22 protein-coding genes and 1 pseudogene are annotated in these 26,010 nt (G+C 60.4%); 16 read left to right on the top strand and 7 right to left on the bottom strand.

Annotated features, from left to right (window positions below):
- Nucleotides 1–4: 4 nt before the first annotated feature.
- The 6 genes from dapF to corA all read left to right on the top strand — a co-directional run bounded on the left by dapF (nt 5) and on the right by corA (nt 6,654).
- Nucleotides 5–829 (top strand): diaminopimelate epimerase, encoded by an 825-nt coding sequence (gene dapF, locus HA46_RS12485; protein ID WP_033793147.1) that lies wholly within the window; start codon nt 5–7, stop codon nt 827–829.
- Nucleotides 826–1,530, top strand: a complete 705-nt coding sequence (locus tag HA46_RS12480) for a DUF484 domain-containing protein (RefSeq protein ID WP_033793107.1) — start codon at nt 826–828, stop codon at nt 1,528–1,530. The genes dapF and HA46_RS12480 overlap by 4 nt, the downstream gene beginning before the upstream one ends.
- Entirely contained in the window at nt 1,527–2,429 is a 903-nt protein-coding gene (xerC, locus tag HA46_RS12475; RefSeq protein ID WP_084884578.1) for a tyrosine recombinase XerC, read from the top strand. Before HA46_RS12480 ends, xerC begins: the two co-directional genes overlap by 4 nt.
- The gene (yigB, locus tag HA46_RS12470) at nt 2,426–3,142 is read left to right on the top strand and encodes a 5-amino-6-(5-phospho-D-ribitylamino)uracil phosphatase YigB (RefSeq protein WP_084884575.1); all 717 of its coding nucleotides are present in this window, start codon (nt 2,426–2,428) and stop codon (nt 3,140–3,142) included. The genes xerC and yigB overlap by 4 nt, the downstream gene beginning before the upstream one ends.
- 98 nt (nt 3,143–3,240) lie before the next feature.
- A complete protein-coding gene (gene uvrD / locus HA46_RS12465; protein ID WP_084884573.1) occupies nt 3,241–5,403 on the top strand; it encodes a DNA helicase II in 2,163 nt (720 codons plus the stop codon).
- A gap of 297 nt (nt 5,404–5,700) precedes the next feature.
- The gene (corA, locus tag HA46_RS12460; protein WP_033754593.1) at nt 5,701–6,654 is read left to right on the top strand and encodes a magnesium/cobalt transporter CorA; all 954 of its coding nucleotides are present in this window, start codon (nt 5,701–5,703) and stop codon (nt 6,652–6,654) included.
- Nucleotides 6,655–6,825: 171 nt separating this feature from the next.
- On the opposite strand, the gene rarD is transcribed toward corA, so the two are convergent.
- Together rarD and HA46_RS12450 are read right to left on the bottom strand one after the other, a co-directional pair.
- Nucleotides 6,826–7,737 carry an EamA family transporter RarD gene (gene rarD / locus HA46_RS12455; protein ID WP_084884571.1) on the bottom strand — a complete coding sequence of 304 codons (912 nt, stop codon included), beginning with the start codon at nt 7,735–7,737 and terminating at the stop codon, nt 6,826–6,828.
- A gap of 47 nt (nt 7,738–7,784) precedes the next feature.
- The gene (locus HA46_RS12450) at nt 7,785–8,255 is read right to left on the bottom strand and encodes a thioesterase family protein (protein WP_033793112.1); all 471 of its coding nucleotides are present in this window, start codon (nt 8,253–8,255) and stop codon (nt 7,785–7,787) included.
- A 186-nt stretch (nt 8,256–8,441) separates the two neighbouring features.
- Here HA46_RS12450 and pldA point away from each other — a divergent pair, with 186 nt between their 5' ends.
- The 3 genes from pldA to rhtC are packed head-to-tail and all read left to right on the top strand — an operon-like array spanning nt 8,442 to nt 11,805.
- On the top strand, nt 8,442–9,314 hold the full coding sequence (gene pldA / locus HA46_RS12445) for a phospholipase A (RefSeq protein WP_084884569.1): 873 nt from the start codon (nt 8,442–8,444) through the stop codon (nt 9,312–9,314).
- 25 nt (nt 9,315–9,339) lie between these two features.
- A complete protein-coding gene (recQ, locus tag HA46_RS12440) occupies nt 9,340–11,169 on the top strand; it encodes an ATP-dependent DNA helicase RecQ (RefSeq protein ID WP_033793114.1) in 1,830 nt (609 codons plus the stop codon).
- Nucleotides 11,170–11,181: 12 nt separating this feature from the next.
- Nucleotides 11,182–11,805, top strand: a complete 624-nt coding sequence (gene rhtC / locus HA46_RS12435) for a threonine export protein RhtC (RefSeq protein WP_033793115.1) — start codon at nt 11,182–11,184, stop codon at nt 11,803–11,805.
- A 137-nt stretch (nt 11,806–11,942) separates the two neighbouring features.
- Here rhtC and rhtB read toward each other — a convergent pair whose 3' ends face one another.
- On the bottom strand, nt 11,943–12,566 hold the full coding sequence (gene rhtB / locus HA46_RS12430) for a homoserine/homoserine lactone efflux protein (RefSeq protein WP_033754609.1): 624 nt from the start codon (nt 12,564–12,566) through the stop codon (nt 11,943–11,945).
- A 115-nt stretch (nt 12,567–12,681) separates the two neighbouring features.
- Between rhtB and pldB the strand changes: the two genes are divergently transcribed.
- A complete protein-coding gene (gene pldB, locus HA46_RS12425) occupies nt 12,682–13,665 on the top strand; it encodes a lysophospholipase L2 (protein ID WP_084884567.1) in 984 nt (327 codons plus the stop codon).
- Nucleotides 13,666–13,716: 51 nt separating this feature from the next.
- Nucleotides 13,717–14,517, top strand: a complete 801-nt coding sequence (yigL, locus tag HA46_RS12420) for a sugar/pyridoxal phosphate phosphatase YigL (protein ID WP_084884565.1) — start codon at nt 13,717–13,719, stop codon at nt 14,515–14,517.
- A gap of 33 nt (nt 14,518–14,550) precedes the next feature.
- Here the strand turns inward: yigL and glpT are convergent, their stop codons facing one another.
- Nucleotides 14,551–15,894, bottom strand: a complete 1,344-nt coding sequence (gene glpT / locus HA46_RS12415) for a glycerol-3-phosphate transporter (protein ID WP_033793118.1) — start codon at nt 15,892–15,894, stop codon at nt 14,551–14,553.
- A gap of 315 nt (nt 15,895–16,209) precedes the next feature.
- Here glpT and HA46_RS12410 point away from each other — a divergent pair, with 315 nt between their 5' ends.
- Nucleotides 16,210–17,064: a carboxylate/amino acid/amine transporter gene (locus HA46_RS12410; RefSeq protein WP_033793119.1), complete on the top strand. Its 855-nt coding sequence runs from the start codon at nt 16,210–16,212 to the stop codon at nt 17,062–17,064.
- 204 nt (nt 17,065–17,268) lie between these two features.
- Here the strand turns inward: HA46_RS12410 and HA46_RS12405 are convergent.
- Together HA46_RS12405 and metR are read right to left on the bottom strand one after the other, a co-directional pair.
- Nucleotides 17,269–17,733 (bottom strand): annotated as a pseudogene (locus HA46_RS12405) (YehS family protein); the annotation flags it as partial.
- A gap of 56 nt (nt 17,734–17,789) precedes the next feature.
- A complete protein-coding gene (gene metR, locus HA46_RS12400; RefSeq protein ID WP_033793120.1) occupies nt 17,790–18,716 on the bottom strand; it encodes an HTH-type transcriptional regulator MetR in 927 nt (308 codons plus the stop codon).
- A 142-nt stretch (nt 18,717–18,858) separates the two neighbouring features.
- Between metR and metE the strand changes: the two genes are divergently transcribed.
- Nucleotides 18,859–21,135: a 5-methyltetrahydropteroyltriglutamate--homocysteine S-methyltransferase gene (metE, locus tag HA46_RS12395; protein WP_084884563.1), complete on the top strand. Its 2,277-nt coding sequence runs from the start codon at nt 18,859–18,861 to the stop codon at nt 21,133–21,135.
- Between the two features lie 57 nt (nt 21,136–21,192).
- Here metE and HA46_RS12390 read toward each other — a convergent pair whose 3' ends face one another.
- Nucleotides 21,193–22,020: a dienelactone hydrolase family protein gene (locus HA46_RS12390; RefSeq protein ID WP_084884561.1), complete on the bottom strand. Its 828-nt coding sequence runs from the start codon at nt 22,018–22,020 to the stop codon at nt 21,193–21,195.
- A gap of 302 nt (nt 22,021–22,322) precedes the next feature.
- Here HA46_RS12390 and udp point away from each other — a divergent pair, with 302 nt between their 5' ends.
- From udp to rmuC, 3 genes are all read left to right on the top strand, one after another.
- Nucleotides 22,323–23,078, top strand: coding sequence for a uridine phosphorylase (gene udp / locus HA46_RS12385; RefSeq protein WP_033754632.1), 756 nt, complete (start codon nt 22,323–22,325; stop codon nt 23,076–23,078).
- Nucleotides 23,079–23,141: 63 nt separating this feature from the next.
- Nucleotides 23,142–24,410, top strand: coding sequence for a tetratricopeptide repeat protein (locus HA46_RS12380; protein ID WP_084884559.1), 1,269 nt, complete (start codon nt 23,142–23,144; stop codon nt 24,408–24,410).
- A gap of 95 nt (nt 24,411–24,505) precedes the next feature.
- Nucleotides 24,506–26,005: a DNA recombination protein RmuC gene (rmuC, locus tag HA46_RS12375; RefSeq protein WP_084884558.1), complete on the top strand. Its 1,500-nt coding sequence runs from the start codon at nt 24,506–24,508 to the stop codon at nt 26,003–26,005.
- Nucleotides 26,006–26,010 lie beyond the last annotated feature (5 nt).

The following is a 26,010-nucleotide window of genomic DNA, read 5'->3' as shown; positions in this document are numbered from 1 at the left end:
AAAAATGCAGTTCTCCAAAATGCACGGACTCGGCAACGATTTCATGGTTGTGGATGCCGTGACGCAAAACGTCTTTTTCTCGCCGGAGCTGATTCGCCGGCTGGCGGATCGCCATCTGGGGATCGGTTTCGATCAGCTGCTGATCGTCGAGCCGCCTTACGATCCCGATCTCGATTTCCACTATCGTATCTTCAATGCCGACGGCAGCGAAGTGGCGCAGTGCGGCAACGGCGCGCGCTGCTTCGCCCGCTTCGTCAGGCTGAAAGGGCTGACCAATAAAAGCGAAATCCGCGTCAGCACGCAAACCGGACGCATGGTATTGAGCGTGACGCCGGACGAACTGGTGCGCGTCAATATGGGCGAGCCCAATTTCGAACCGCAGCAGGTGCCGTTTCGCGCGAATAAAGCGGAAAATCTCTATCTGCTGCGCGTCGCCGAACAGACCGTTATGTTCGGCGCGGTATCGATGGGCAACCCGCACTGCGTGATCCAGGTCGACAGCGTGCAGACCGCCGCGGTTGAAAGCCTCGGCCCGGCGCTGGAAAGCCACGAGCGCTTTCCTGAACGCGTCAACGTCGGCTTTATGGAAGTGGTGTCGGCGGAGCACATTCGCCTGCGCGTCTATGAGCGCGGAGCGGGCGAAACCCAGGCGTGCGGCAGCGGCGCGTGCGCCGCGGTAGCCTGCGGCGTTCAGCAGGGCATCCTGGCGCCGAAGGTGCGCGTCGATCTGCCGGGCGGCACGCTGCACATCGCCTGGAAAGGGGCCGGTCAGCCGCTGTTTATGACCGGACCCGCCACACACGTTTACGATGGGTTTATTCATCTATGAAAAATATCGAAGAGCAGGCTGACAGCACGATCCTGCTGGACGATCAGGCCGTTAACGATTATCTGCAGCAAAATCCTGATTTCTTTATTCGCAACGCCCGCCAGGTCGAACAGATGGCGGTGCCGCATCCGGTGCGCGGCAGCGTGTCGCTGGTGGAGTGGCATATGGCGCGCCAGCGCAACCATATCCAGCGGCTGGAAGAGGAGATCACCCTGCTGATGGAGCAGGCCAGCGCCAACCATGAGCTGTTCGATCGGCTGCTGGCGCTGCAGGGCCATCTGGCGTCGGCCGATTCGCTGCAGGAGATGCTCAACCGACTGCATCGATGGGCGCGCGATCTGGGGCTGGCGGGCGCCAATCTGCGCCTTTTCGCCGACAAATGGCGGCTGGGCGCGCCCTCGGAATTCGTGCAGCTCAGCCTGTCGCGCCAGGCGTTCGAGCCGCTGCGCATCCAGCGCTTCGGCCAGCAGCACCATTTTCTTGGCAGCCTGAACGGGCCCGAACTGCTGCTGCTGCTGCCGCAGGCTAAAGCGATCGGTTCGGTCGCGATGTCGCTGATGGGCGAGCGCGGCGATCTGGGCGTGCTGATCTTCAGCAGCCGCGACAGCCAGCACTATCAGGCCGGCATGGGCACGCTGCTGTTGCAGCATCTGGCGCAGATGATGCCGGAGCTGCTGTCGCGCTGGGTGGAACGCGCATGAACGCGCTGCAGGCCGCCGTCGACGAATTCCTGCGCTACCTCAGGGTGGAGCGTCAGCTCAGCCCGCTGACGCAGGAAAACTACGCGCGCCAGCTGGCGACGCTGAGCGAGATGGCCGAAGAGATGAAGCTGGAGAGCTGGGCGCAGCTGGAGCCGGCGCAGGTGCGCAGCATGGCGTCGCGCAGCCGTCGCGCCGGATTGGGCGCCAGCAGCCTCGCGCTGCGTCTGTCGGCGCTGCGCAGCTTTCTCGACTGGCAGGTCAGCCAGGGCAAACTCTCCGCCAATCCCGCCAAAGGGATTACCACGCCGCGCAACGCGCGTCATCTGCCGAAGAACATCGACGTCGACGAAGTTAATCAGCTGCTGGAGATCGACCTTAACGATCCGCTGGCGGTACGCGACCGCACGATGCTGGAGGTGATGTACGGCGGCGGACTGCGCCTGTCGGAGCTGGTGAATATGGACTGCCGCCACGTCGATCTCGAAGCGGGCGACGTCTGGGTAGTGGGCAAAGGCAGTAAAGAGCGTCGGGTGCCGATCGGACGCACCGCCGTCACCTGGCTGGAACAGTGGCTGCCGCTGCGCGCCGCCTTTGGCAGCGAGGATGACGCGCTGTTTCTCTCCAGCCGCGGACGCCGCATTTCGGCGCGCAACGTGCAAAAACGCTTCGCCGAATGGGGCGTGAAGCAGGGCGTCGCCAGCCATATTCATCCGCATAAGCTGCGCCACTCGTTCGCCACCCATCTGCTGGAGTCGAGCGGCGATCTGCGCGCGGTGCAGGAATTGCTGGGCCACGCCAATCTCTCTACCACCCAGATCTATACCCATCTCGACTTCCAGCATCTGGCGACGGTGTATGACGCTGCGCATCCCCGCGCCAAACGAGGAAAGAACGAATGAAGTTTTACCGTCCGCTACGCGCCGTAAAGGCGATGACTTTCGATCTCGACGATACGCTTTACGACAACTATCCGGTGATCCGCAAAACCACTGCCGAAGCGCATGCGGCGCTGCAGGCCTGGCATCCATCGCTGCGCGAATTTACGCCGCTCGATTATCAACGGCTGCGCGACGAGCTGCTGGCGCGCGAGCCCGATATTTATCACGACGTGACGGAGTGGCGTCGACGCTCGGTCGAGCTGGCGCTGCTGAACGCCGGTCTCTCCGCGCAGGAAGCGACGGCGGGCGCCGATGACATCATGGGCGTCTTTCACCACTGGCGCAGTCAGGTCGAGATGCCGGAAGAGACGCATCAGACGCTGAAGGCGCTGGGCGAAAAAGTGCCGCTGGTGGCGATCACCAACGGCAACGCGCGCCCGGAGCAGCTCGGCATCGCCGACTATTTCCAGTTCGCGCTGCGCGCCGGGCCGGATGGCCGCGCGAAGCCTTACCAGGATATGTATCATCTCGCCGCGCAGCGGCTCGGCATCGCGCCGGAGCACATTCTGCACGTGGGCGACGACCTGACCACCGACGTGGCTGGCGCGCTGCGCTGCGGCATGCAGGCGTGCTGGATCAACCTGCGCGGCGGCAACCTGATGCAGGTGGCCGATGCGCGGCTGGTGCCGCACGTGGAAATTTCGCGATTGGCATCCCTGACCTCACTGTTATAATGGCTGTAGATTTATCCAGTCGTGCCCTGAATCATGCTTCTTGCTGCAAGCCGAATGATTCAGGGTTCGCTTTTTGTTTTCTTTAGTGAACGGTGCCTATGGACGTTTCTGATCTGCTCAACGGTTTGAATGACAAACAGCGCGAGGCCGTGGCGGCACCGCGCAGCAACCTGCTGGTGCTGGCAGGCGCAGGCAGCGGAAAAACGCGCGTCCTGGTGCACCGCATCGCCTGGCTGCTCTCGGTAGAGAACTGCTCGCCCTATTCAATCATGGCGGTGACTTTTACCAACAAAGCGGCGGCGGAGATGCGTCACCGTATCGAGCAGCTGATCGGCACCAGCCAGGGCGGCATGTGGATCGGCACCTTTCACGGCCTCGCCCACCGTCTGCTGCGCGCGCACCATCTCGATGCTGGCCTGCCGCAGGATTTCCAGATCCTCGACAGCGAAGATCAGCTGCGTCTGCTGAAGCGCCTGATCAAGGCGATGAATCTGGATGAGAAGCAGTGGCCCGCGCGTCAGGGCATGTGGTACATCAACGGCAAAAAAGATGAAGGGCTGCGCCCGAAACATATAGAAAGCTACGGCAATCCAGTGGAGCAGACCTGGCTGCGCATCTATCAGGCGTATCAGGAAGCGTGCGACCGCGCCGGACTGGTCGATTTCGCCGAGCTGCTGCTGCGCGCCCATGAGCTGTGGCTGCATAAGCCGCATATTCTCAATCACTATCGCGAGCGCTTCAGCAATATTCTGGTGGATGAGTTTCAGGACACCAACAACATTCAGTACGCCTGGATCCGCATGCTGGCGGGCGACAGCGGCCGGGTCATTATCGTAGGCGACGACGATCAGTCGATATACGGCTGGCGCGGCGCGCAGGTCGAGAACATCCAGCGCTTCCTGCAGGATTTCCCGGCGGCGGAAACTATCCGCCTTGAGCAGAACTACCGCTCCACCAACAACATCCTGAAGTCGGCGAACGCCCTGATCGCCAACAATAACGGCCGTCTCGGCAAAGAGCTGTGGACCGACGGCACCGACGGCGATCCTATTTCGATCTACTGCGCCTTTAACGAGCTGGACGAAGCGCGCTTTGTGGTCAACCGCATCAAAACCTGGCAGGAGAACGGCAACGCCCTGCAGGATTGCGCCATTCTCTATCGCAGCAACGCCCAGTCGCGCGTGCTGGAAGAGGCGTTGCTGCAGAGCAGCATGCCCTATCGCATTTACGGCGGCATGCGCTTCTTCGAACGTCAGGAGATCAAAGACGCGCTCGCCTACCTGCGCCTGATCGCCAACCGCAATGACGATGCCGCCTTTGAGCGCGTGGTGAATACGCCGACGCGCGGCGTGGGCGATCGTACGCTCGACGTGGTGCGTCAGACCGCCCGCGAACGTCAGATGACGCTGTGGCAGGCGACGCGCGAACTGCTGCAAACCAAAGCGCTGGCGGGGCGCGCGGCCTCTGCGCTCCAGCGCTTCTGCGAGCTGGTCGATTCGCTGGCGAGCGAAACCGCCGAGATGCCGCTTCACGTGCAGACCGACCGCGTCATCAAAGATTCCGGCCTGTGGGTGATGTATGAGCAGGAGAAAGGCGAAAAAGGCCAGGCGCGTATCGAAAACCTTGAGGAGCTGGTGACGGCGACGCGCCAGTTCAGCTATCAGGACGAAGACGAAGATCTGATGCCGCTGCAGGCGTTCCTGTCGCACGCTGCGCTGGAAGCGGGCGAAGGCCAGGCCGATAAGTGGCAGGATGCGGTGCAGCTAATGACGCTGCACTCGGCGAAAGGCCTGGAGTTTAGCCAGGTCTTTATCGTCGGCATGGAAGAGGGGATGTTCCCAAGCCAGATGTCGATTGATGAAGGCGGCCGTCTGGAAGAGGAGCGGCGTCTCGCCTATGTCGGCGCGACGCGCGCCATGCTGAAGCTGACGCTGACCTATGCCGAGTCGCGGCGGCTCTATGGCAAAGAGGTCTATCACCGGCCGTCGCGCTTTATTGGCGAGCTGCCGGAAGAGTGCATCGAAGAGGTGCGCCTGCGCGCCAGCGTCAGTCGGCCGGTCAGCCATCAGCGTATGGGCGCGCCGGTCTCGAAAAGCGACAGCGGTTTCTCGCTGGGCCAGCGCGTGAAACATGCGAAATTCGGCGAGGGCACCATCATCAATCTGGAGGGCAGCGGCGAGCACAGCCGCGTGCAGGTGGCGTTTCAGGGGCAGGGCATCAAGTGGCTGGTGGCCGCTTATGCGAAGCTGGAAACCGCTTAGTCATCGGTTGACGACTTTTTCGTCTCAGCGTAACATGCGCGCACTATTATCAAGAGAGGACAACGCCTTGGATACGCCCAGTCGATGCTGGCTCAGTCACCTGGTTACCAGGAATAACATCTAAGGCTTCCTCTTTTAGCGGGTAGCCTTAGCGGTTATCAGCGACCTCCCTTTTTTATCCCGTCGCACGAGTCAGCACTGATTCACCTTTTGAACGAGCGTTTCCGTCTTCAGGCGTTGCCGTGGCCGATTGGCCAGCGGCCTTGTCCCATTTAGTCTGCAATGGGGAGTATTGCTATGCTGAGCGCATTTAAACTGGATCGCAGCCGCCTGACGCGTCTGGAACTGGAAGACGAAAACGACAAACTGACCACCTCGGTATGGGTCGATCTGATCGAGCCGGAAGAGGGCGAGCGCGACCGCGTGCAAAGCGAGCTGGGGCAAAGCCTGGCGACGCGCCCCGAGCTGGAGGATATCGAAGCCTCGGCGCGTTTTTTCGAAGATGAAGACGGGCTGCATATTCACTCCTTCTTCTTTTACGAAGATGCGGAAGATCACGCCGGCAACTCCACCGTGGCTTTCACCATTCGCGAAGGACGGCTCTATACGCTGCGCGAACGCGAGCTGCCTGCATTTCGCCTTTACCGTATGCGCGCCCGCAATCAAACGCTGATCGACGGCAACGCCTTTGAGCTGCTGCTGGATCTGTTCGAAACCAAAATCGAACAGCTGGCGGATGAGATCGAGAATATCTATAGCGCGCTGGAGAAGCTCAGCCGCGTGATTATGGAAGGGCAGCAGGGCGAAGAGTATGACCAGGCGCTGTCGCGTCTCGCCGAACTGGAAGATATCGGCTGGAAGGTGCGGCTCTGTCTGATGGATACCCAACGCGCGCTCAATTTCCTGGTGCGCAAGGCGCGTTTGCCGAACAACCAGCTGGAGCAGGCGCGCGAGATCCTGCGCGATATCGAGTCGCTGCTGCCGCATAACGAATCGCTGTTCCAGAAGGTTAACTTCCTGATGCAGGCGGCGATGGGCTTTATCAATATCGAGCAGAACCGCATTATCAAGATCTTCTCGGTGGTGTCTGTGGTGTTTCTGCCGCCGACGCTGGTGGCGTCTAGCTATGGGATGAACTTCGAGTTTATGCCAGAGCTGAAGTGGAGCTTTGGTTATCCGGCGGCGATTGGTTTGATGATCCTCGCCGGCCTGGCGCCTTATCTCTATTTCAAACGCAAAAACTGGCTGTAACTGAAAAGACCCGCATTGCGGGTAGTACAGTGCCGACGCGGGTGGCACGAACCGATCGCAAAGACGCAAAAGCCGCATCCCTGCTGGCTCGGCCCGCGCCTTCCCTGGCGCGGGACGCTTTGCTCTTCGGTTCGTGTCACTCGCGTTTTAGCTTTTGAAGGCGCTGTTAGATTAAACTTCCTGCCGCCTTGTTATGCGTCGGCTACGCAGCGTCGCCACCACCGCATCAAAAATAAACACCGCCAGCGCCAGCCAGATAAAGGCGAACGTCACCATCTTGTCGGGCGTGATGGTCTCGCCGTAAAACAGCACCGCCAGCAGGAACATCAGCGTCGGGCCGAGATACTGGAAAAAACCGACGGTAGAGAGGCGCAGCCGCGTGCAGGCGGCAGCAAACAGCATCAGCGGAATCGTCGTCACGATGCCCGCCGCCACCAGCTTCAGATTCAGGCTCAGCGGGTTGGCGCTCAGATGGCTGGTCGGCGTATCGGCCACGCCAAAGAGATAGATCGCCGCCAGCGGGAACAGCCACAGCGTCTCAATCAGCATGCCGCTCTGCGCATCGACCTGAATCTTTTTGCGCACCAGACCGTAAAAGGCGAAGCTCAGCGCCAGGCCCAGCGCGATCAGCGGAACCGAGCCGAACTGCCACAGCTGCACCAGCACGCCGATGGCCGCCAGCAGCACCGCCAGCCACTGCAGCCGTCGAAAACGCTCGCGCAGAAACAGCATGCCGAGCACCACGTTAATCAGCGGGTTAATAAAGTAGCCGAGGCTCGCTTCCAGCATATGCTGGTTATTCACCGCCCAGATAAACAGCAGCCAGTTGCCGCCGATAGTCACGGCTGTCAGCGCCAGCAGCAGCACCTTCTTCGGCTGCGCCAGCACGCTGCGCACCTGCGGCCAGCTGCGGCTCAGGCTAATCAGCACCAGCATAAAAAGCGCCGACCAGATAACGCGGTGCGTCATGATCTCCGTGGGCGGAACGGTTTTAACCAGCTTGAAATAGGCCGGGGCGATACCCCAGATAAAGTAGGCGCCGAGCGCGAAGCCAATGCCCTGGCGAGTTTGTTGCGTATCCATAGAGAGAAAGCGTCCGGAAAAAGTCGATTTTCGCACGGCGTCCGCGATTAACCAATCAAATAGGTCGCCGTCGCCGTGGCGATATAGTCGCCCTGCTGGTTATGCAGCTCGACGCGTGCCACCGCCACCTTGTTACCGGCGCGCAGCAGGCTGCTGGTGGCGGTAAAGCGCTCGCCGCGGCCGGGCCGCAGATAATCGACGCGCATATCGATGGTGCCCATGCGCGACAGGCGCTGACGCAGCTCCTCTTCGCTGATGCTCTCCGCGCGCGTCAGGGCGTTGCTGACGCAGACCATTCCAGCGGCAACGTCCAGCACCGAGGCGATAACGCCGCCGTGCAGGATCTGCTGCGCCGCGTTGCCGACCAGCATGGTTTTGCTGGCGAAGCTGATTTCGGCATAGTCGCTCTCCAGCCGATCCAGCTCCAGGCCGAGCGCCTGATTAAAAGGCATATGGTAAACAAAAATTTCGCCCACCATCTGGCGGGCTTCCTGCTGAGACAGCAGCAGTGATGACATAGCGGTAATCCTGCGAATACGCCTTTAACGGCGTAAAATGTTAACGAGTTGTGTATTCTAAGCCGCGCGCGAGAGGGTTTCCAGTTTCGGAAATCAGCGCTCATCTTCACCGCCTTTTGCGTGTAGAATGGCCTCCTTTTTATGACTCCCCATTCATTTGACACGCAGCCTTCATCGGAGAAAGTTATGCGCAAGCATCGCGCCTTGTTAGCAGCCGCCCTGTTACTCCCTGCGCTCGCGCAGGCAGAGGAAGCTACCGTTAAAGAGGTCCACGATACCCCTGAGGTACGCGGCAGCATTATCGCCAACCTGCTGGAGAAGCACGACAATCCGTTTGTGCTCTATCCGTATGAGAGCAACTATCTGCTCTATACCTACACCAGCGACATCAATAAAGAGGCGATCTCCTCCTATAACTGGGCTGACAACGCGCGCAAAGATGAAGTGAAATTTCAGCTCAGTCTGGCATTTCCGCTGTGGCGCGGTATTCTGGGTGACAACTCCGTGCTGGCCGCCTCCTATACGCAGCGTTCCTGGTGGCAGCTGTCGAACCGCGGCGAGTCGTCGCCGTTTCGCGAAACCAACTACGAGCCGCAGATTTTCCTCGGCTGGGCCACGGATTACGACTTCGCCGGCTGGACGCTGCGCGATGTGGAAGTAGGCTTTAACCACCAGTCCAACGGCCGCAGCGACCCGACTTCGCGCAGCTGGAACCGCGTCTATGCGCGCCTGATGGCGCAGAACGGCAACTTCCTCGCCGAAGTCAAACCCTGGTACCGCATACCGGACAGCGAAGACGATAACCCGGATATCACTAAATATATGGGCTATTACCGTCTGAAACTGGGTTATGTCGCCGGCCAGAATATCTTCAGCGTGGAGGGCAACTACAACTGGAATACCGGTTTTGGCGGCGCGACGCTGGGCTGGAGCTATCCCATCAGCGAACACGTTCGTTTCTATACCCAGGTGTTTAGCGGTTATGGCGAGTCGCTTATCGACTATAACCATCGTCAGACGCGTCTCGGCGTCGGCGTCATGCTGAACGATCTGTTCTGACTCTCCGGAAAACAACAGGAATACAGTGGCAATCTCGGTAGTACATAATCAGGAAGCGCTGGCGCAGCAGGTATTGCAGGATACCTTCGGCTATCAGCATTTTCGTCCCGGTCAGCAAACCATCATCAATGCGGCGCTGAGCGGACGGGATTGTCTGGTCGTTATGCCTACCGGCGGCGGCAAATCGCTCTGTTATCAGATCCCCGCGCTGGTGCAGGAAGGCCTGACGCTGGTCGTGTCGCCGCTCATTTCGCTGATGAAAGATCAGGTGGATCAGCTGCTGGCGAACGGCGTCGCGGCGGCGTGCCTCAACTCCACCATGACGCGCGAGCAGCAGCAGCAGGTGATGGCGGATTGCCGCACCGGCCGCGTCAGGCTGCTCTATATCGCGCCTGAACGTCTGATGATGGATAACTTCCTCGAGAGCCTTGCGCACTGGCAGCCTGCGATGCTGGCTGTCGACGAAGCGCACTGTATTTCGCAGTGGGGCCACGACTTCCGGCCGGAATATGGCGCGCTGGGGCAGCTGCGTCAGCGTTTCCCGCAGCTGCCGGTAATGGCGCTGACCGCTACCGCCGACGAAACCACGCGCAACGATATCGTTCATCTGCTGGATATGCAGGACCCGCTGATTCAGATCAGCAGCTTCGACCGTCCTAACATTCGCTATACGCTGGTGGAAAAGTTCAAGCCGACCGAGCAGCTGCTGCGCTATGTTCAGGATCAGCGCGGCAAAAGCGGCATTATCTACTGCAACAGCCGCGCCAAGGTCGAAGACACCGCTGCGCGTCTGCAGAGCCGCGGGCTGAGCGTCGGCGCCTATCATGCCGGCATCGACAGCGCGCAGCGCGCCCGGGTGCAGGAGGCGTTTCAGCGCGACGATCTGCAGATCGTGGTAGCGACGGTGGCGTTCGGTATGGGCATCAATAAGCCCAACGTGCGCTTCGTGGTGCACTTCGACATACCGCGCAATATCGAATCCTATTATCAGGAAACCGGTCGCGCCGGACGCGACGGGCTGCCGGCCGAAGCGATGATGCTCTACGACCCGGCGGATATGGCGTGGCTGCGCAAATGCCTGGAAGAGAAAGCGCCGGGCCCGCTGCAGGATATCGAACGCCATAAGCTCAACGCCATGGGCGCGTTCGCCGAAGCGCAAACTTGCCGACGTCTGGTACTGCTGAACTATTTCGGCGAGGGACGTCAGCAGCCGTGCGACAACTGCGACATCTGTCTCGATCCGCCGAAGCGTTATGATGGCCTGGTGGAAGCGCAGAAAGCGCTCTCCTGTATCTATCGCGTCGGGCAGCGTTTCGGCATGGGCTATGTGGTCGAGGTGCTGCGCGGCGCCAATAACCAGCGCATTCGCGACCAGGGCCATGACAAACTGCCGGTTTACGGCATCGGCCGCGAGCAGAGCCACGAGCACTGGGTCAGCGTGCTGCGTCAGCTGATCCACCTTGGGCTGGTGACGCAGAATATCGCCATGCACTCCGCGCTGCAGCTGACGGAAGCGGCGCGTCCGGTGCTGCGCGGCGAAGTGCCGCTGATGCTGGCGGTGCCGCGCCTTAACGCGGCGAAGCCGAAAAGCAGCAGCTCGCCGAAAATTTACGGCGGCAATTACGATCGCAAGCTGTTCGCCAAGCTGCGCAAGCTGCGTAAAGCGATTGCCGACGAAGAGAATATCCCGCCTTACGTCGTGTTTAACGACGCTACGCTGATTGAGATGGCGGAGCAGATGCCGGTAACGGCGTCGGAGATGCTGAGCGTTAACGGCGTCGGCCACCGCAAACTGGAGCGCTTTGGCAAACCTTTTCTGGTGATGATCAAAGAGCATCTTGATGATGAAGAGTAAAGGACACTACCTATGCTGATGTTATTTGCCACCGTCGCGCTGGTGCATCTGGTCGCGCTGATGAGTCCCGGACCGGACTTCTTTTTTGTTTCGCAAACCGCCGCCAGCCGCTCGCGCAAAGAGGCGATGATGGGCGTGCTCGGCATTACGCTGGGGATCGTGATCTGGGCGGGCGTCGCGCTGATGGGGCTGCACCTGATCCTGGAGAAGATGGCCTGGCTGCATCAGATCATCATGGTCGGCGGCGGCCTCTATCTGCTGTGGATGGGCTGGCAGCTGCTCAGCTCGGCGCGTCAGCGCCATAAGCAGCCGGTGCAGGATGCGCCGGTGGTGGAACTGCCGAAAAAGGGCAGAAGCTTTTTTAAAGGTTTTCTCACCAATCTCTCTAATCCGAAAGCGATTATCTATTTCGGCAGCGTCTTCTCGCTGTTTGTTGGCAATGATATCGGCGCGCTGGAGCGCTGGGGCCTGTTCCTGCTGATTGTCGGCGAGACCTTTGCGTGGTTCACGCTGGTAGCGGCCATTTTCGCCCTGCCGTGGATGCGCGACAAATATCAGCGCGCGGCGAAGTGGGTTGATGGCGTGGCGGGTGTGCTGTTCGCCGGTTTCGGCATCCACCTCATCCTTACTCGTTAGAGCCTGGCTTACTTGTCAGCTTGCGGTTGGGCAGTGCTCGTCGTCCTCACGTACTAAATGTACGCTCCGGCGACTGCGCGCTGTCCGCCCGCAACCTGACTGCGCCGCCGACGGCCTGAGCATAAGCGCTCACAGCGTTACGCTATTCTGCGCGCGCTTGCCAGTAGCGCGCCTACCGCCATAAACAGCCCGCCAAAGATCCGGTTTAGCAGCTTCATCTGCTTCGGTCCCTTGATCCAGGCCGCAATGCGCGTCGCCAGCGTGGCGTAGCCGATCATCACGATGATATCGACGACAATAGTGGTGGCGCCCAGCACCAGGTACTGCATCGCCTGCGGCTGGTGCGGCAGAATGAACTGCGGAAACAGCGCGGCGAGGAAGACGATGCTTTTTGGGTTGGTCAGGTTCACCAGTACCGCGCGCTTGAACAGGCGGCGGCGCGGCGTCGCTTTCGCCACCGCGTCAAGATCGATCGCGCCCGCAGAGCGCCATTGCTGAATGCCCAGCCACACCAGGTAGGCCGCGCCTGCCCACTTCAGCACTTCAAACGCCAGCAGCGACTGGGAAAAGAGGGCGCCTAGCCCGATCCCCACCAGCACGATATGGATTGCCAGGCCAAGCTGCAGGCCGCTGATCGAGGCCGCTGCGCCGCGATAGCCGTGGCTGATGCCGGTGCTCATGGTATTAATCGCGCCGGAACCGGGCGATAGGCTGAGGATAGTGGTGGTGAGAAGGTAGGTCAGCCACCATTCAGTGGTCATGGGTTGCGCTCCCTGTCTGGGCGGAAATATGACACAATACGCCAGAAACAAGCGTGACGCTACGGGCCGCATGCGCGGCTCGCGACAGGTCGGTTGCGCGTCTGCAGGGGGATAGATGGAACGACATAAAGCGAGCTGGCTCAATCGGGAAAAAGCCTTTGCCGCCTTTGCGCACGGTCCGCTGCTCGACTTCTGGCACCGGCGCGAAGAGCGTGAATTCGTCGGCGTGGAAAACGTCACTCTGCGTTATGTGCGCTTCACCGCGCCGCATCATAAGCGCGTTATTCTTATCGTGCCTGGGCGCATCGAAAGCTACGTCAAATATCCCGAACTGGCGTACGACCTGTTTCACTGCGGCTTTGACGTGGTGATCCTCGACCATCGCGGGCAGGGGCGATCCGATCGGCTGCTGCAGGATACCCACCGCGGTCATGTAGTAGAGTTCACGCACTACGTCGACGACTTAGAGACGCTCTATCTGAAAGAGATTGTTGGCGGCCACTACCAGCACCGCTACGCGCTGGCGCATTCGATGGGCGGCGCGATCCTGACGCTTTTTCTGGCGCGCCAGCCGCAGGCGTTTCATGCGGTGACGCTGGTGGCCCCGATGTTCGGCATTGCGCTGCCTATGCCCTCTTTCCTGGCGAACCGTATCCTCGACTGGGCGGAGAAGCGACCGGCGATCCGCGATGGCTATGCGCTCGGCACCGGACGCTGGCGCGCGCATCCGTTTGGTATCAATCGCCTGACGCACAGCGCGGAGCGCTATCGCCGCAGCCTGCGTTTTTACGCTGACGATCCCGCTATCCGCGTCGGCGGACCGACCTATCACTGGGTGCGCGAAGGCATTCACGCCGGACGCAATATTCTGAGCCTGGCCAGCACCATCGCCACGCCGCTTTTGCTGCTGCAGGCGGGCGAGGATCGCGTGGTGGACAACCGTTCGCAGGATCTTTTTTGCGCGGCGATGGCGCAGGCGGGCCATCCCTGCGAGACGCGCGTTATTAAAGAGGCGCGCCACGAAATTCTGTTTGAAAAAGATGTCATGCGCGCCGAAGCGCTGAATGCGCTGGTCGACTTCTTCGAGGCGCATTCCTGATTCGAAAAGTTATCTTACCGGCTACGGCCTATAACAATACCTGAGGTTTTCATGTTTCAAATCGTCGCATCCGATCTGGATGGCACGCTGCTCTCTCCCGAACATCGGCTAACGCCCTATGCCCACGATATTCTGCAACAGCTGGTGGCGCGCGATATCCACTTTGTTTTCGCCACCGGCCGTCATTACATCGACGTGGGGCAGATGCGCGACAAGCTGGGCATTCCCGCTTATATGATCACCTCTAACGGCGCGCGCGTGCACAACGCCGAGGGCGAGCTGGTGTTCAGCCATAACCTTGACGAAGATATCGCGCTGGAGCTTTACGGCCTGCACTATGCTAATCCCGCCATCCTGACGCACGTCTATCGCGACGACGAATGGTTTATGAGCCGCACCCATCCGGCGGAGCAGGACTATTTCCGCGAGTCGGTATTCACTTATCAGGTGTATGAGCCAGGCATGCTGCCGGGCGACAATATCAGCAAGGTCTTTTTCACCAGCGACGATCCCGAGGCGCTGATCCCGCTCGAACTGGCGCTGCAAGCGCGCTGGGGCGATCGCGTTAACGTCAGCTTTTCGCTGCCGACCTGCCTGGAGGTGATGGCGGGCGGCGTGTCGAAGGGGCACGCGCTGGAAGCGGTGGCGAAGCAGCTGGGGCACTCGCTCAAGGCGTGCATCGCCTTCGGCGACGGCATGAATGACGTGGAGATGCTGAGCATGGCGGGCAAGGGCTGCATTATGCGCAATGCCCACCAGCGCTTGAAGGACAGGCTGCCGGACCTGGAAGTGATCGGCAGCAATGCGGATGATGCCGTGCCACATACGCTGCGCACGCTGTTTTTATCCTGACGCAAGAGGCCGGCGCAATGCCGGCCTCTCTCTTTATGACGCCAGCTGCTGCTTGTGCTTGCGTTCGTTAATCATGGTCAACAGCAGCAGGATCACCGCCAGCACGCAGCCTACCACCATCACCAGAAAACCGCCGTTCCAGCCGAAGAAGTCGACGGTATAGCCGACGATGGCGCTGGCCGCGACCGAACCGCCGAGATAGCCGAACAGGCCGGTAAAGCCTGCGGCGGTGCCCGCCGCTTTTTTCGGCGCCAGCTCCAGCGCATGCAGGCCAATCAGCATTACCGGACCGTAAATCAGAAAGCCGATGATAATCATGCAGGCCATATCCACGCCGGGATTGCCCGCCGGGTTAAACCAGTAGACTACCGTGGCGATGGTCACCAGCGTCATAAAGAAGACGCCTGTCGCGCCGCGATTTCCCTTGAACACCTTATCCGACATCCAGCCACACAGCAGCGTGCCGGGAATGCCGGCGTATTCGTACAGGAAGTAGGCCCAGGAGGATTTATCCAGCGTGAAGTGCTTCACCTCTTTCAGGTAGGTGGGCGACCAGTCGAGAATGCCGTAGCGCAGCAGGTAGACAAAGACGTTCGCCAGCGCGATATACCACAGCAGCTTGTTGGGCAGCACATACTGGGTGAAGATCTGTTTCGCCGTCAGCTCCTCTTCGTGCGTGGCGCTGTAGTCCGGCGGGTAGTCATGCTTGTACGCCTCGATAGGCGGCAAGCCGCAGGACTGCGGCGTATCGCGCATCAGCGCGAAGGCGACCAGCGCCACGGCGATGGCGGCGAAAGCGGGCATATAGAGCGCCGCTTTCCAGTCGTTAAACCACGCCATGCCGAGCAGAAACAGCAGCGGCGGCAGGCCGCCGCCGACGTTATGCGCGCAGTTCCACACCGAAACGATGCCGCCGCGCTCTTTCTGCGACCACCAGTGCACCATGGTGCGCCCGCAAGGCGGCCAGCCCATGCCCTGAAACCAGCCGCAGGCAAACAGCAGCGCGAACATCACCATAATGCTGGAGGTCGCCCAGGGCACGAAGCCCATAAACAGCATCACCGCGGCGGCGAGGATCAGTCCGGCAGGCAGAAACACGCGCGGATTCGAGCGATCCGAAACCGAACCCATAATAAATTTTGAGAAGCCGTACGCAATCGAAATGCCGGAAAGCGCAAAACCGAGGTCGCCGCGCGAAAAGCCCTGCTCGACCAGATAGGGCATCGCCAGCGCAAAATTTTTGCGTACCAGATAGTAGGCGGCGTAACCAAAGAAGATACCGAAGAAGATCTGCCAGCGCAGACGGCGATATAAAGGATCAACCTGATCTTCCGCTACCTGTGATCGATGCGGCGCGGGTTTAAAGATGCTCAGCATAACTGCCCTCCCAGGCGTGTCGTCATTGTGGAAATGGGCGACGCGTTCCAGAGGTCGCCGCCATGTTCCTTTTCGCGTCTATCATGGCGCTTTTCGCGCATGCTGGCTGTGATAGTTGACACATTTGTTACACTTTTATGACAATTGCGGCAGGATAATGTCACTAAATGACGCTAAACGCGCATCGTTTATAAAACATTCACTCATGTTTGCGCCGATCGTTTCTTTTGCGAGCAGTTGTCAACCAGAAAGCGCCGCGGCGTTGCAGCACATTGATTACACTAGCGGCCTCTCTTTTTATGCAGGATCGACGCTGTGCTGTTACTGATCGTTACCACTATTCTTTGGGCGTTCTCCTTTAGCCTGATCGGAGAATATCTGGCGGGGCAGGTGGACACCTGGTTCTCCGTTTTAATGCGCCTGGCGCTGGCGGCGCTGGTGTTTTTGCCTTTTTTGCGCTGGCGCGGCTATCGTCCGTCGACGCTGCTGCTCTATATGCTGGTGGGGATGCTGCAGCTCGGCATCATGTACCTGATTAGCTTCGAAGCCTATCTCTATCTCAGCGTGTCCGAATTCCTGCTGTTTACCGTCATGACGCCGCTCTATGTCACCCTGATTTATGATGTGATCAGCAAGCGCCCGCTGCGCATCGGCTACGCCTTCAGCGCGCTGCTGGCGGTCGCGGGCGCGGCGATTATTCGCTACGACAAGGTTAGCGATCATTTCTGGTTCGGCCTGCTGCTGGTGCAGCTGGCGAATATCTGCTTTGCCGTGGGCATGGTGGGCTATAAACGGCTGCAGGAAACCCGGCCGATGCCACAGCACACCGCCTTTTCCTGGTTTTATCTCGGTGCGGTGCTGATTGCGATTATCGCCTGGTGCCTGTGGGGCAACCCCGCGAAACTGCCGACCACCTCGCTGCAGTGGGGCATTCTGGTATGGCTGGGCGTGGCGGCGTCGGGGCTGGGCTATTTTATGTGGAACTACGGCGCCACGCAGGTCGATGCGGGCACGCTGGGCATTATGAACAATATGCATGTCCCGGCGGGGCTGCTGGTGAATCTGGCTATCTGGCAGCAGAAGCCGCACTGGCCCAGTTTTATCGCTGGCGCGCTGGTGATTTTCGCCTCGCTATATGTGCATAAGCGCTGGGTGATACGCAGTCGCTGAGGCGTATATCCCGTCAGGACGGCGAAGGTCGCCCTGACGGCCGTCGCGCGCCTGGCGGCGGAACTATTTTCTGTCTTTCGGCGGCTGTGCCGGGCGAGGTTTCGCCGTCTTCGACGGAGCGGATTTTACCGACTGCGCCGGGCTGGTTTTCGTGGCCTGCGACGGCGCGCTTTTCGCCGCCTGCGTCGGGCTGGCTTTTGCCGGCTGCGTCGGGCGCAGCGTCAGGGTCAGCCCCTTTAAAAAGTTACGCATAATCTGATCGCCGCATTCGCGATAGTTTTTATGATCCGGCTTGCGGAAAATGGCGCCGATTTCCGCCTGAGAAACCGAGAAGTTCGCCTTAGCCAGCACCGCGGGAATATCGGTAGTTTTTAAATCGAACGCGATGCGCAGTTTTTTCATGAAAATGTTGTTGTTCATGCGGCGTTCGATCGAGGGCGCTGGCATCTCTTCGCTTTTGCCGCGACGGAAGAAAATCAGGCCGTTGAGAAAATAGCCCATCAGCACGTCCGGCAGCGGTTTAAACGCGGCGTCGTCCTCTTTTTTCAGCCACGCCTGCACGTCGCTCAGCGCGACTTCGCAGTCGGTCAGTGCGAAAATCTCCACCACTTTGGCATCGCTTAAATTCAGCATAAAGCGCACGCTGCGCAAAATATCGTTATTGGTCATGGTGAGATTTTCTCATGGTCGTTTAACAGGCTGCGCATTATAGGGGAATTTGCGGCTCAGCGTTGCAAAATCGCGCCGGGAAGCGCCGCATCGCGCACGAACGGCAGGTGTTCGCAGGCGTGCTGCCGCGCAAAGCGGGTAAAGGCTTCCAGCACCGGCTGACGCTGCTCCCCGTCGCGCACGGCGGCATAAAGGCGGCTCCACAGCCCTTCGCCCAGGGTTTTCGTCACGATTAATCCCTGCTTTTCAAAGCTCTCGACGACCCAGTGCGGCAGCGCGGCGATGCCCATGCGCGCCGCCACCATCTGAATCAGCAGCAGCGTATTGTCGACGCTCTTCAAGGCCGGGCTGACGCCTGCCGGCTGAAGAAAGTGCCGCCAGATATCCAGCCGCTGGCGCTGCACCGGATAGATCATCAGCACCTCCTGCGCCAGGGCCTCGGGAGTGATGTGCTCGACCTGCGCCAGCGGATGATCGGGCGCCAACACCAGGCGCACTTCGAAGTCGAACATCGGCGTGTAGTGCAGGCCGCTGCGCGGCAGGATATCGGAAGTGAGCACCACGTCCAGCTCGCCCTGCTGCAGAGCAGGCTGCGGATCAAAGGTCACGCCCGATTTAAAATCCATCACTACCTGCGGCCAGCTCTGACGAAAGTTGTCCAGCGCCGGCGTCAGCCACTGGATGCAGCTGTGGCACTCAATAGCGATGCGCAGCGTCGCCTGATAAGGCTCGTGGCATGCCTGTAGCGCCTGCTGGATTTGCGGCAGCACCTGCTCCGCCAGCTGCAGCAGAATTTCGCCCTGCGGCGTGAAGCGCAGCGGCTGGCTTTTGCGCACGAACAGGCGGAATCCCAGACGCTGCTCGAGATCGCTGAACTGATGCGACAACGCCGATTGCGTCTGATGAAGCTGCGCGGCGGCGGCGGCCAGCGAGCCAGTATTACGCAGAGCCTGAAGCGTCCGCAGGTGCTTAAGTTCGATCATGAGCGTCCTTCACATGGAGATTGAACAATTTGCGCTTGAGCAACATACACTACCCGCAGAATATAGCGGTGTAAACATCTGGACGGCTAAACATCTTTGGCTGCCAGACGACGCCAAAGAAAAATTATCGGGAGAACAGCGTATGACAATTCTGAACCACAGCCTCGGCTTTCCCCGCGTCGGCCTGCGTCGCGAACTGAAAAAAGCGCAGGAGAGCTACTGGGCGGGAAAAGCGACTCAGCAAGAGCTGCTGGCGGTCGGACGCGAGCTGCGCGCCCGCCACTGGCAGCAGCAGAAAGAGGCGGGGGTCGATCTGCTGCCGGTGGGCGACTTCGCCTGGTACGATCATGTGCTGACCACCAGCCTGATGCTGGGCAATGTTCCGGCGCGCCATCAGAATAAAGACGGGGCCATCGACCTCGATACGCTGTTTCGCATTGCGCGCGGCCGGGCGCCAACGGGCGAACCTGCCGCCGCCGCCGAGATGACCAAATGGTTTAACACCAACTATCACTACATCGTGCCGGAGTTCACAAAAGGCCAGTCTTTCAAACTTGCCTGGACCCAGCTGCTGGACGAAGTGGACGAAGCGCTGGCGCTGGGCCATAAGGTGAAGCCGGTGCTGCTCGGCCCCGTAACCTATATCTGGCTGGGCAAAGTCAAAGGCGAGCCGTTCGACCGCCTGTCGCTGCTGAATGACCTTCTGCCGGTTTACCAGCAGGTGCTGGCCGAGCTGAAAAAGCGCGACGTCGAGTGGGTGCAGATTGACGAGCCGGCGCTATCGCTGGAGCTGCCGCAGGCGTGGCGCGAAGCGTTCAGGCCCGCTTACCAGGCGCTGCAGGGCAACGTGAAGCTGCTGCTGACCACCTATTTCGACAGCATCGGCCAGAACCTTGAAGTTATTCGCGCGCTGCCGGTGCAGGGGCTGCATGTCGATCTGGTGCACGGCCGCGACGACCTCGCACAGCTAAACCAGCAGTTACCGGCAGCGTGGCTGCTGTCGCTCGGCGTTATCAACGGCCGCAACGTATGGCGCGCCGACCTGAGCCGCTGGTACCAGCGCCTGCAGCCGCTGCTCGGCCAGCGCGATCTGCTGTGGATCGGCACCTCTTGCTCGCTGCTGCATAGCCCGATCGATCTGCGTGCAGAGACCCGCCTCGATGACGAAGTAAAAAGCTGGTTCGCCTTCGCGCTGCAAAAATGCGGCGAACTGAAGCTGTTGAGCGACGCGCTCAACCATAACGACGCGGCCTCGCTGGAGGCCTGGAGCGCGCCGATTCGCAACCGCGCCCACTCCAGCCGCGTTCACAATGCGGCGGTCGGCAGGCGTCTGGCGGCGATCTCCACGCAGGATACCGAGCGTGCCAGCCCCTACGCCGAGCGCGCCCGTGCGCAGCGCAGCCGCTTTAATCTGCCAGCCTGGCCGACCACCACCATCGGTTCTTTTCCGCAGACCACTGAGATCCGCGGCCTGCGCCTCGATTTCAAAAAAGGCGATATCGACGGCGCCAGCTACCGCACCGGCATTGCGCAGCATATTAAACAGGCGATCGCCGAGCAGGAGCGCCTGGGCCTCGACGTATTGGTACACGGCGAAGCGGAGCGTAACGACATGGTGGAGTACTTCGGCGAAAACCTGGAGGGTTTCGTCTTCACCCAAAACGGCTGGGTGCAGAGCTACGGCTCGCGCTGCGTCAAGCCGCCGGTGATTATCGGCGACGTCAGCCGCCCGCGGCCGATTACCGTGGAGTGGGCGACCTATGCGCAGTCGCTGACCGACAAGCCGGTGAAAGGGATGCTGACCGGCCCGGTAACCATTCTCTGCTGGTCCTTCCCGCGCGAAGACGTGTCGCGCGAAACCATCGCGAAGCAAATCGCGCTGGCGCTGCGCGACGAGGTCGCCGATCTCGAAGCGGCCGGCATCGGCATTATCCAGATTGACGAGCCGGCGCTGCGCGAAGGCCTGCCGCTGCACCAGTCCGACTGGTCCGCCTACCTGAAGTGGGCGGTAGACGCCTTCCGCCTTAACGCCGCGGTGGCGAAAGACGACACCCAGATCCACACCCATATGTGTTATTGCGAATTCAACGACATCATGGCGTCCATCGCGGCGCTGGATGCCGACGTCATCACCATCGAAACCTCGCGTTCCGATATGGATCTGCTGGAAGCCTTTAAGGCATTTGAGTATCCGAACGAAATCGGCCCCGGCGTTTACGATATTCATTCGCCGAACGTGCCGAGCGTCCAGTGGATAGAGAATCTGCTGCGTAAAGCGGCGCAGCGCATTCCGCAAGCGCGTCTGTGGGTCAACCCGGACTGCGGCCTGAAAACGCGCGGCTGGACGGAAACCCGTCAGGCGCTGGCGAACATGGTGGAGGCGGCGAAGAAACTGCGCGGCGAAAATGCCCCGGTTTAGGGTACGTTGCTGTTGAGGTCGGGGCGCTGAGGCGCCCCTTTTTTATTGCGTGCGTAATCAGACGACGCCGAACTGCTTAAACCACGTCAGCATGCGGGCCCAGCCATCCTGCGCCGATTCGGCGTGATAGCTCGGTCGATAGTCGGCGTTAAAGGCGTGGCCCGCGTCGGGATAGACGACGATCTCCGCTTTGGCGTTAGCGGCGTGCAGCGCCTGACGCATCTGCTCCACGCTCTCCAGCGGAATGCCATCGTCCTGGCCGCCGTAGAGGCCCAGCACCGGCGCGCCTAAATCCACGGCGATATCGATCGGATGCTTCTGCTGCTTCATGGTTTTCTCGCCGATGAGGCGGCCATACCAGGCGACGGCGGCGCGCAGCTGCGGATTGTGCGCGGCGTAAAGCCAGCTGATGCGGCCGCCCCAGCAGAAGCCGGTAATGCCCATACGGCGAATATCGCCGCCGTTGCGGCCGGCCCAGTTGGCGGCGTGGTCGAGATCGGAAAGCACCTGGCTGTCTGGCACTTTGCTGACCAGCTCGCTGAACAGGGTAGGAATATCGTTGTAATCGTTCGGGTCGCCTTCGCGAAAATAGAGCTCCGGCGCCACGGCCAGATAGCCCTCCAGCGCCAGCCGACGGCAAATATCACGAATATGTTCGTGCACGCCAAAGATCTCCTGCACCACCAGCACCACCGGCAGCGGACCGTTCGCCTCTTTCGGTCTGGCGTAGTAAGCGGGCATATTCTCGCCCTGGCTCGGCACCGAGGTTTCGCCTGCCTGAATAGCGTGGCTGTCAGTATGAATCGTGGTTGAGGCGGTCGGCTGTACTGCAGGTGCAAAGCCGCCCGTCGATGATTTTTGTGCCATATTGTCTTCGGTTTTCATTTTTTTCTCCGTGCTGGCAGTAGCGCAATCACGTAACTATAGCCTGGCCAGATGACGTCTGGACCAGAGACCGGGAACAGAGTAGGGAGCAAGCAAAAACACTCTCCTCTTTAACATTGGTGCAAAGCCCGACGCACACAGCTTGTAGCAATGGCGTTCTCAATGGCTTAGTTATGTGACTTAGATCTCATTGTTATCTATGTAAAATGTAATATTCATTTTTGATAGTGACTGTTATCACACAAATTTGCGCTGCGCTGACGTAGAGTGGCGCGCTTCACTTCCCTGTTCAGGAGTATGCTATGTCTGACGTTTTCCACCTTGGCCTGACCAAAGCCGATCTGCAGGGCGCGACCCTGGCTATCGTTCCCGGCGATCCGGAGCGCGTAAAGAAAATTGCCGGGCTGATGGCGGACGCCCAGCCTCTGGCGTCGCACCGTGAATTCACCTCCTGGCTGGCGAAGCTGGACGGCAAGCCTGTGGTCGTCTGCTCCACCGGCATCGGCGGCCCGTCGACCTCTATCGCGGTAGAAGAGCTGGCGCAGCTTGGCGTGCGTACCTTCCTGCGCGTCGGCACCACCGGCGCTATTCAGCCGCACATTAACGTCGGCGACGTGCTGGTCACTACCGGCGCGGTGCGTCTCGACGGCGCCAGCCAGCACTTCGCGCCGCTGGAGTTTCCTGCCGTAGCGGATTTCGCCTGCACCACTGCGCTGGTTGCAGCAGCGGAAGCGAGCGGCGCGACCACCCATATCGGCGTTACCGCCTCGTCCGACACCTTTTATCCAGGCCAGGAGCGTTACGATACCTTCTCCGGCCGCGTGGTCAGCCGCTTCCAGGGCTCGATGAAGGAGTGGCAGCAGATGGGCGTGCTTAACTATGAGATGGAGTCTGCGACGCTGCTGACGATGTGCGCCAGCCAGGGGCTGCGTGCGGGCATGGTGGCGGGCGTCATCGTCAACCGCACCCAGAAAGAGATCCCGGATGCGGCCGCCATGAAGCAGACCGAGAGCGATGCGGTAAAAATTGTGGTGGAAGCGGCGCGCCGTTTGTTATAACGCTTTCAGGCAGCGCCTCTGCGCGCTGCCTCTGCTCTTTACAGCAAAAGCGAGGATCGCCCGATGCGCCACACGCCGCCACGACAGAAATCCGCCTTAACCGCTTCTCCCGCCGCCATGCAGGCGCGCCTTGAAAACGCCGCCGCGCGCTTTCGCCAGCATATGGCGCAGCAGGAGTATGCCGCCGCCGCCAGCTGCTGCGAAGAGGTGCTGCGCGCCATGCCCAGCCAGATGCAGGTGCTGAGCGACTACGCGCTCTGTCTGCTGCGTCTCGGCCACTACAGCAAATCTTACCGCGTCTATCAGAAAATCTATCAGGCGCCGCCCGCCGTGCGCGCGACCGCTTCTGAAACCTGGCTGGATGGGCTGGCAGAGCTGTGCGGCTGGATGGGCAAGCAGGAGGAGCTGGCGAAATATGGCCTGGAAGCGCTCAACGGCGCAGACGCGCGTTTCCGCCAGGGCCAGCGTTACCCCTTTCCGGCGGCGCGGCCGGAACCGATCGATCTGACGAAACCCAGACAGAACGCGATCGCCTTCAGCCTCTACGGCGATCAGCCGCGCTACTGCGAAACGTTGATTAAAAACGTCGAGGTGGCGCAGCAACTCTATCCCGGCTGGCGCTGCCGCATTTATCTGGATCAGAGCGTGCCGCAGCATGTGTGGCAGCGCCTCAACCAGCCGCATGTCGATCTGGTCGATATGTCGCAGGAAAAGGCGATCTACCCGACGCTGTGGCGTTTTCTGGTGATGGACGATCCCGACGTCAAACGCTTTATCATCCGCGACGCCGACTCGCTGCTGTCGGAGCGCGAAGCGGCGGCGGTCGACGCCTGGCTTGCCTCGCCGTACTGGTTTCACCATATGCGCGACTACTTTTCCCATACCGAGCTGCTGCTGGCCGGCATGTGGGGCGGCTGCAACGGCGTCTTCAGCAATATGGCGCAGGCGATGCGCGACTTCATCGCCCGCTACAGCGGCAACGCGCGCTTTACCGATCAATATTTCCTGAAGGCCGCGCTGTGGCCGACGGTGCGCGAAAGCCTGCTGAGCCACGATGAGATTTTCCGTTTTCATCAGGCGCAGCCCTGGCCGCCGCACGCGCCGGTGCGCTGGCGCATGGATAACTTTCACGTCGGCAGCAACGCCGGCTTCGCCAGCATGGCGGGCAAGGCGACGGTGAAAGAGGGCGAAACGCAGTCCGTGGAGCTGACCTGGGGCGGCAACGCCTTTGTGTATCCGGCGCGGGTAAAAGGGGACGAATGGCTGATGCCGATGCCGTTTTTTCTCACCGACGCGTGGAAAGCGGGCGAGCTGCAGGTCAAAGCGCTGTAGCGCCTGCTCTGGGTTGATAACCGCCCGAAAATAGTCTGGACATTCATACAGGCCGACTTTACCTTTTCCCGAGCAATGCGCGTCGCGAGGGAATCATGGATCAGCAGATTATTATCAGCGCCTGTCTGGCGCTTGCCGGACTGGGCATCGGCTGGATGCTGGCGCAGCTGCGCGCCGGCCATCAGGCCGCCAGCTTTGCCACCGAGCGGCGTTTGCAGCAGGAGGCGCAGCAGCGTCAGCAGCAGCAGCTTGAACAGCTCCAGCAACAGCTGCAGCAGCGCGAACAGGAGCTGCGCCAGCTGCACGGCGCGCTGAGCGGCGCGCAGGAGCGGCTGCAACAGCTCGATTACTGGCGCGGCGAATGCGAACAGCTCAACAGCGAGCTGCGCAACCAGCTAGAGGTCAACAGCGCGCAGGAGGCCGAACTGCGCGAGGTGACCATCCGCCTTGAAGAGACGCGGTTCGCCGCAGAAGAGAAGCAGCGCCTGCTCACCAGCAGCGAGCAGCGCCTCAGCGCGCAGTTCGAAAATCTCGCCAACCGCATCTTTGAAAACAGCGGCCGCCGCGTCGACGAACAGAACCGCCAGAGCCTGAACAGCCTGATCGCGCCGCTGCGCGAGCAGCTGGACGGTTTTCGCCGCCAGGTGCATGACAGCTTCGGCCAGGAGGCGCGCGAGCGTCACACGCTGGCGCACGAGATCCGCCAGCTGCAGCAGCTGAATGCGCAGATGGCGCAGGAGGCGATCAACCTCACCAGGGCGCTGAAAGGCGACAACAAGATTCAGGGCAACTGGGGCGAAGTGGTGCTGAGCCGCGTGCTGGAAGCGTCAGGCCTGCGCGAAGGCCATGAGTATCAGACGCAGGTCAGTTTGCAGTCGGAACAGCAGGGCAGAATGCAACCGGATGTGATCGTGCGTCTGCCGCAGGGCAAAGATGTCGTGGTCGACGCCAAGATGACGCTGGTCGCCTACGAGCGCTACTTCAACGCGGAAGATGAAGTGACGCGCGAGCAGGCGCTTCAGGAGCATGTCGCCGCGGTGCGCAGCCATATTCGCCTGCTGAGCCGTAAAGATTATCAACAACTGGCCGGTTTACGCTCCCTCGATTATGTGTTGATGTTCATTCCGGTCGAACCAGCCTTTCTGCTGGCGATCGATCGTCAGCCAGAGCTGATCAGCGAGGCGCTGCAGCAGAACATCATGCTGGTAAGCCCGACGACGCTGCTGGTGGCGCTGCGCACCATCAACAACCTGTGGCGCTATGAGCATCAGAGCCGCAACGCGCAGCGCATCGCCGACCGCGCGGCGCGTCTCTATGACAAGATGCGGCTATTCGTCGATGATATGAGCGGCATCGGCCATAATCTGGATAAGGCGCACAACAGCTACCGCGAGGCGATGAAAAAGCTGGCGGAAGGGCGCGGCAACCTGATCGCGCAGAGCGAGGCGTTTAAATCCCTGGGCGTTGAAGTTAAACGCTCAATCAATCCGCAGTTAGTCGAGCAGGCGATGCCGGAAAAGGCATGGGACGACGAGGAGGCGCCTGACGACGTCGCCGAAACCCTGGATGCCCGCGTGAGGCGGCTCCACGAATAAACGGG

The organism is Pantoea septica (assembly GCF_002095575.1).
Classification (GTDB): domain Bacteria; phylum Pseudomonadota; class Gammaproteobacteria; order Enterobacterales; family Enterobacteriaceae; genus Pantoea; species Pantoea septica.
This window is presented reverse-complemented; position numbering and strand designations above follow the sequence as displayed.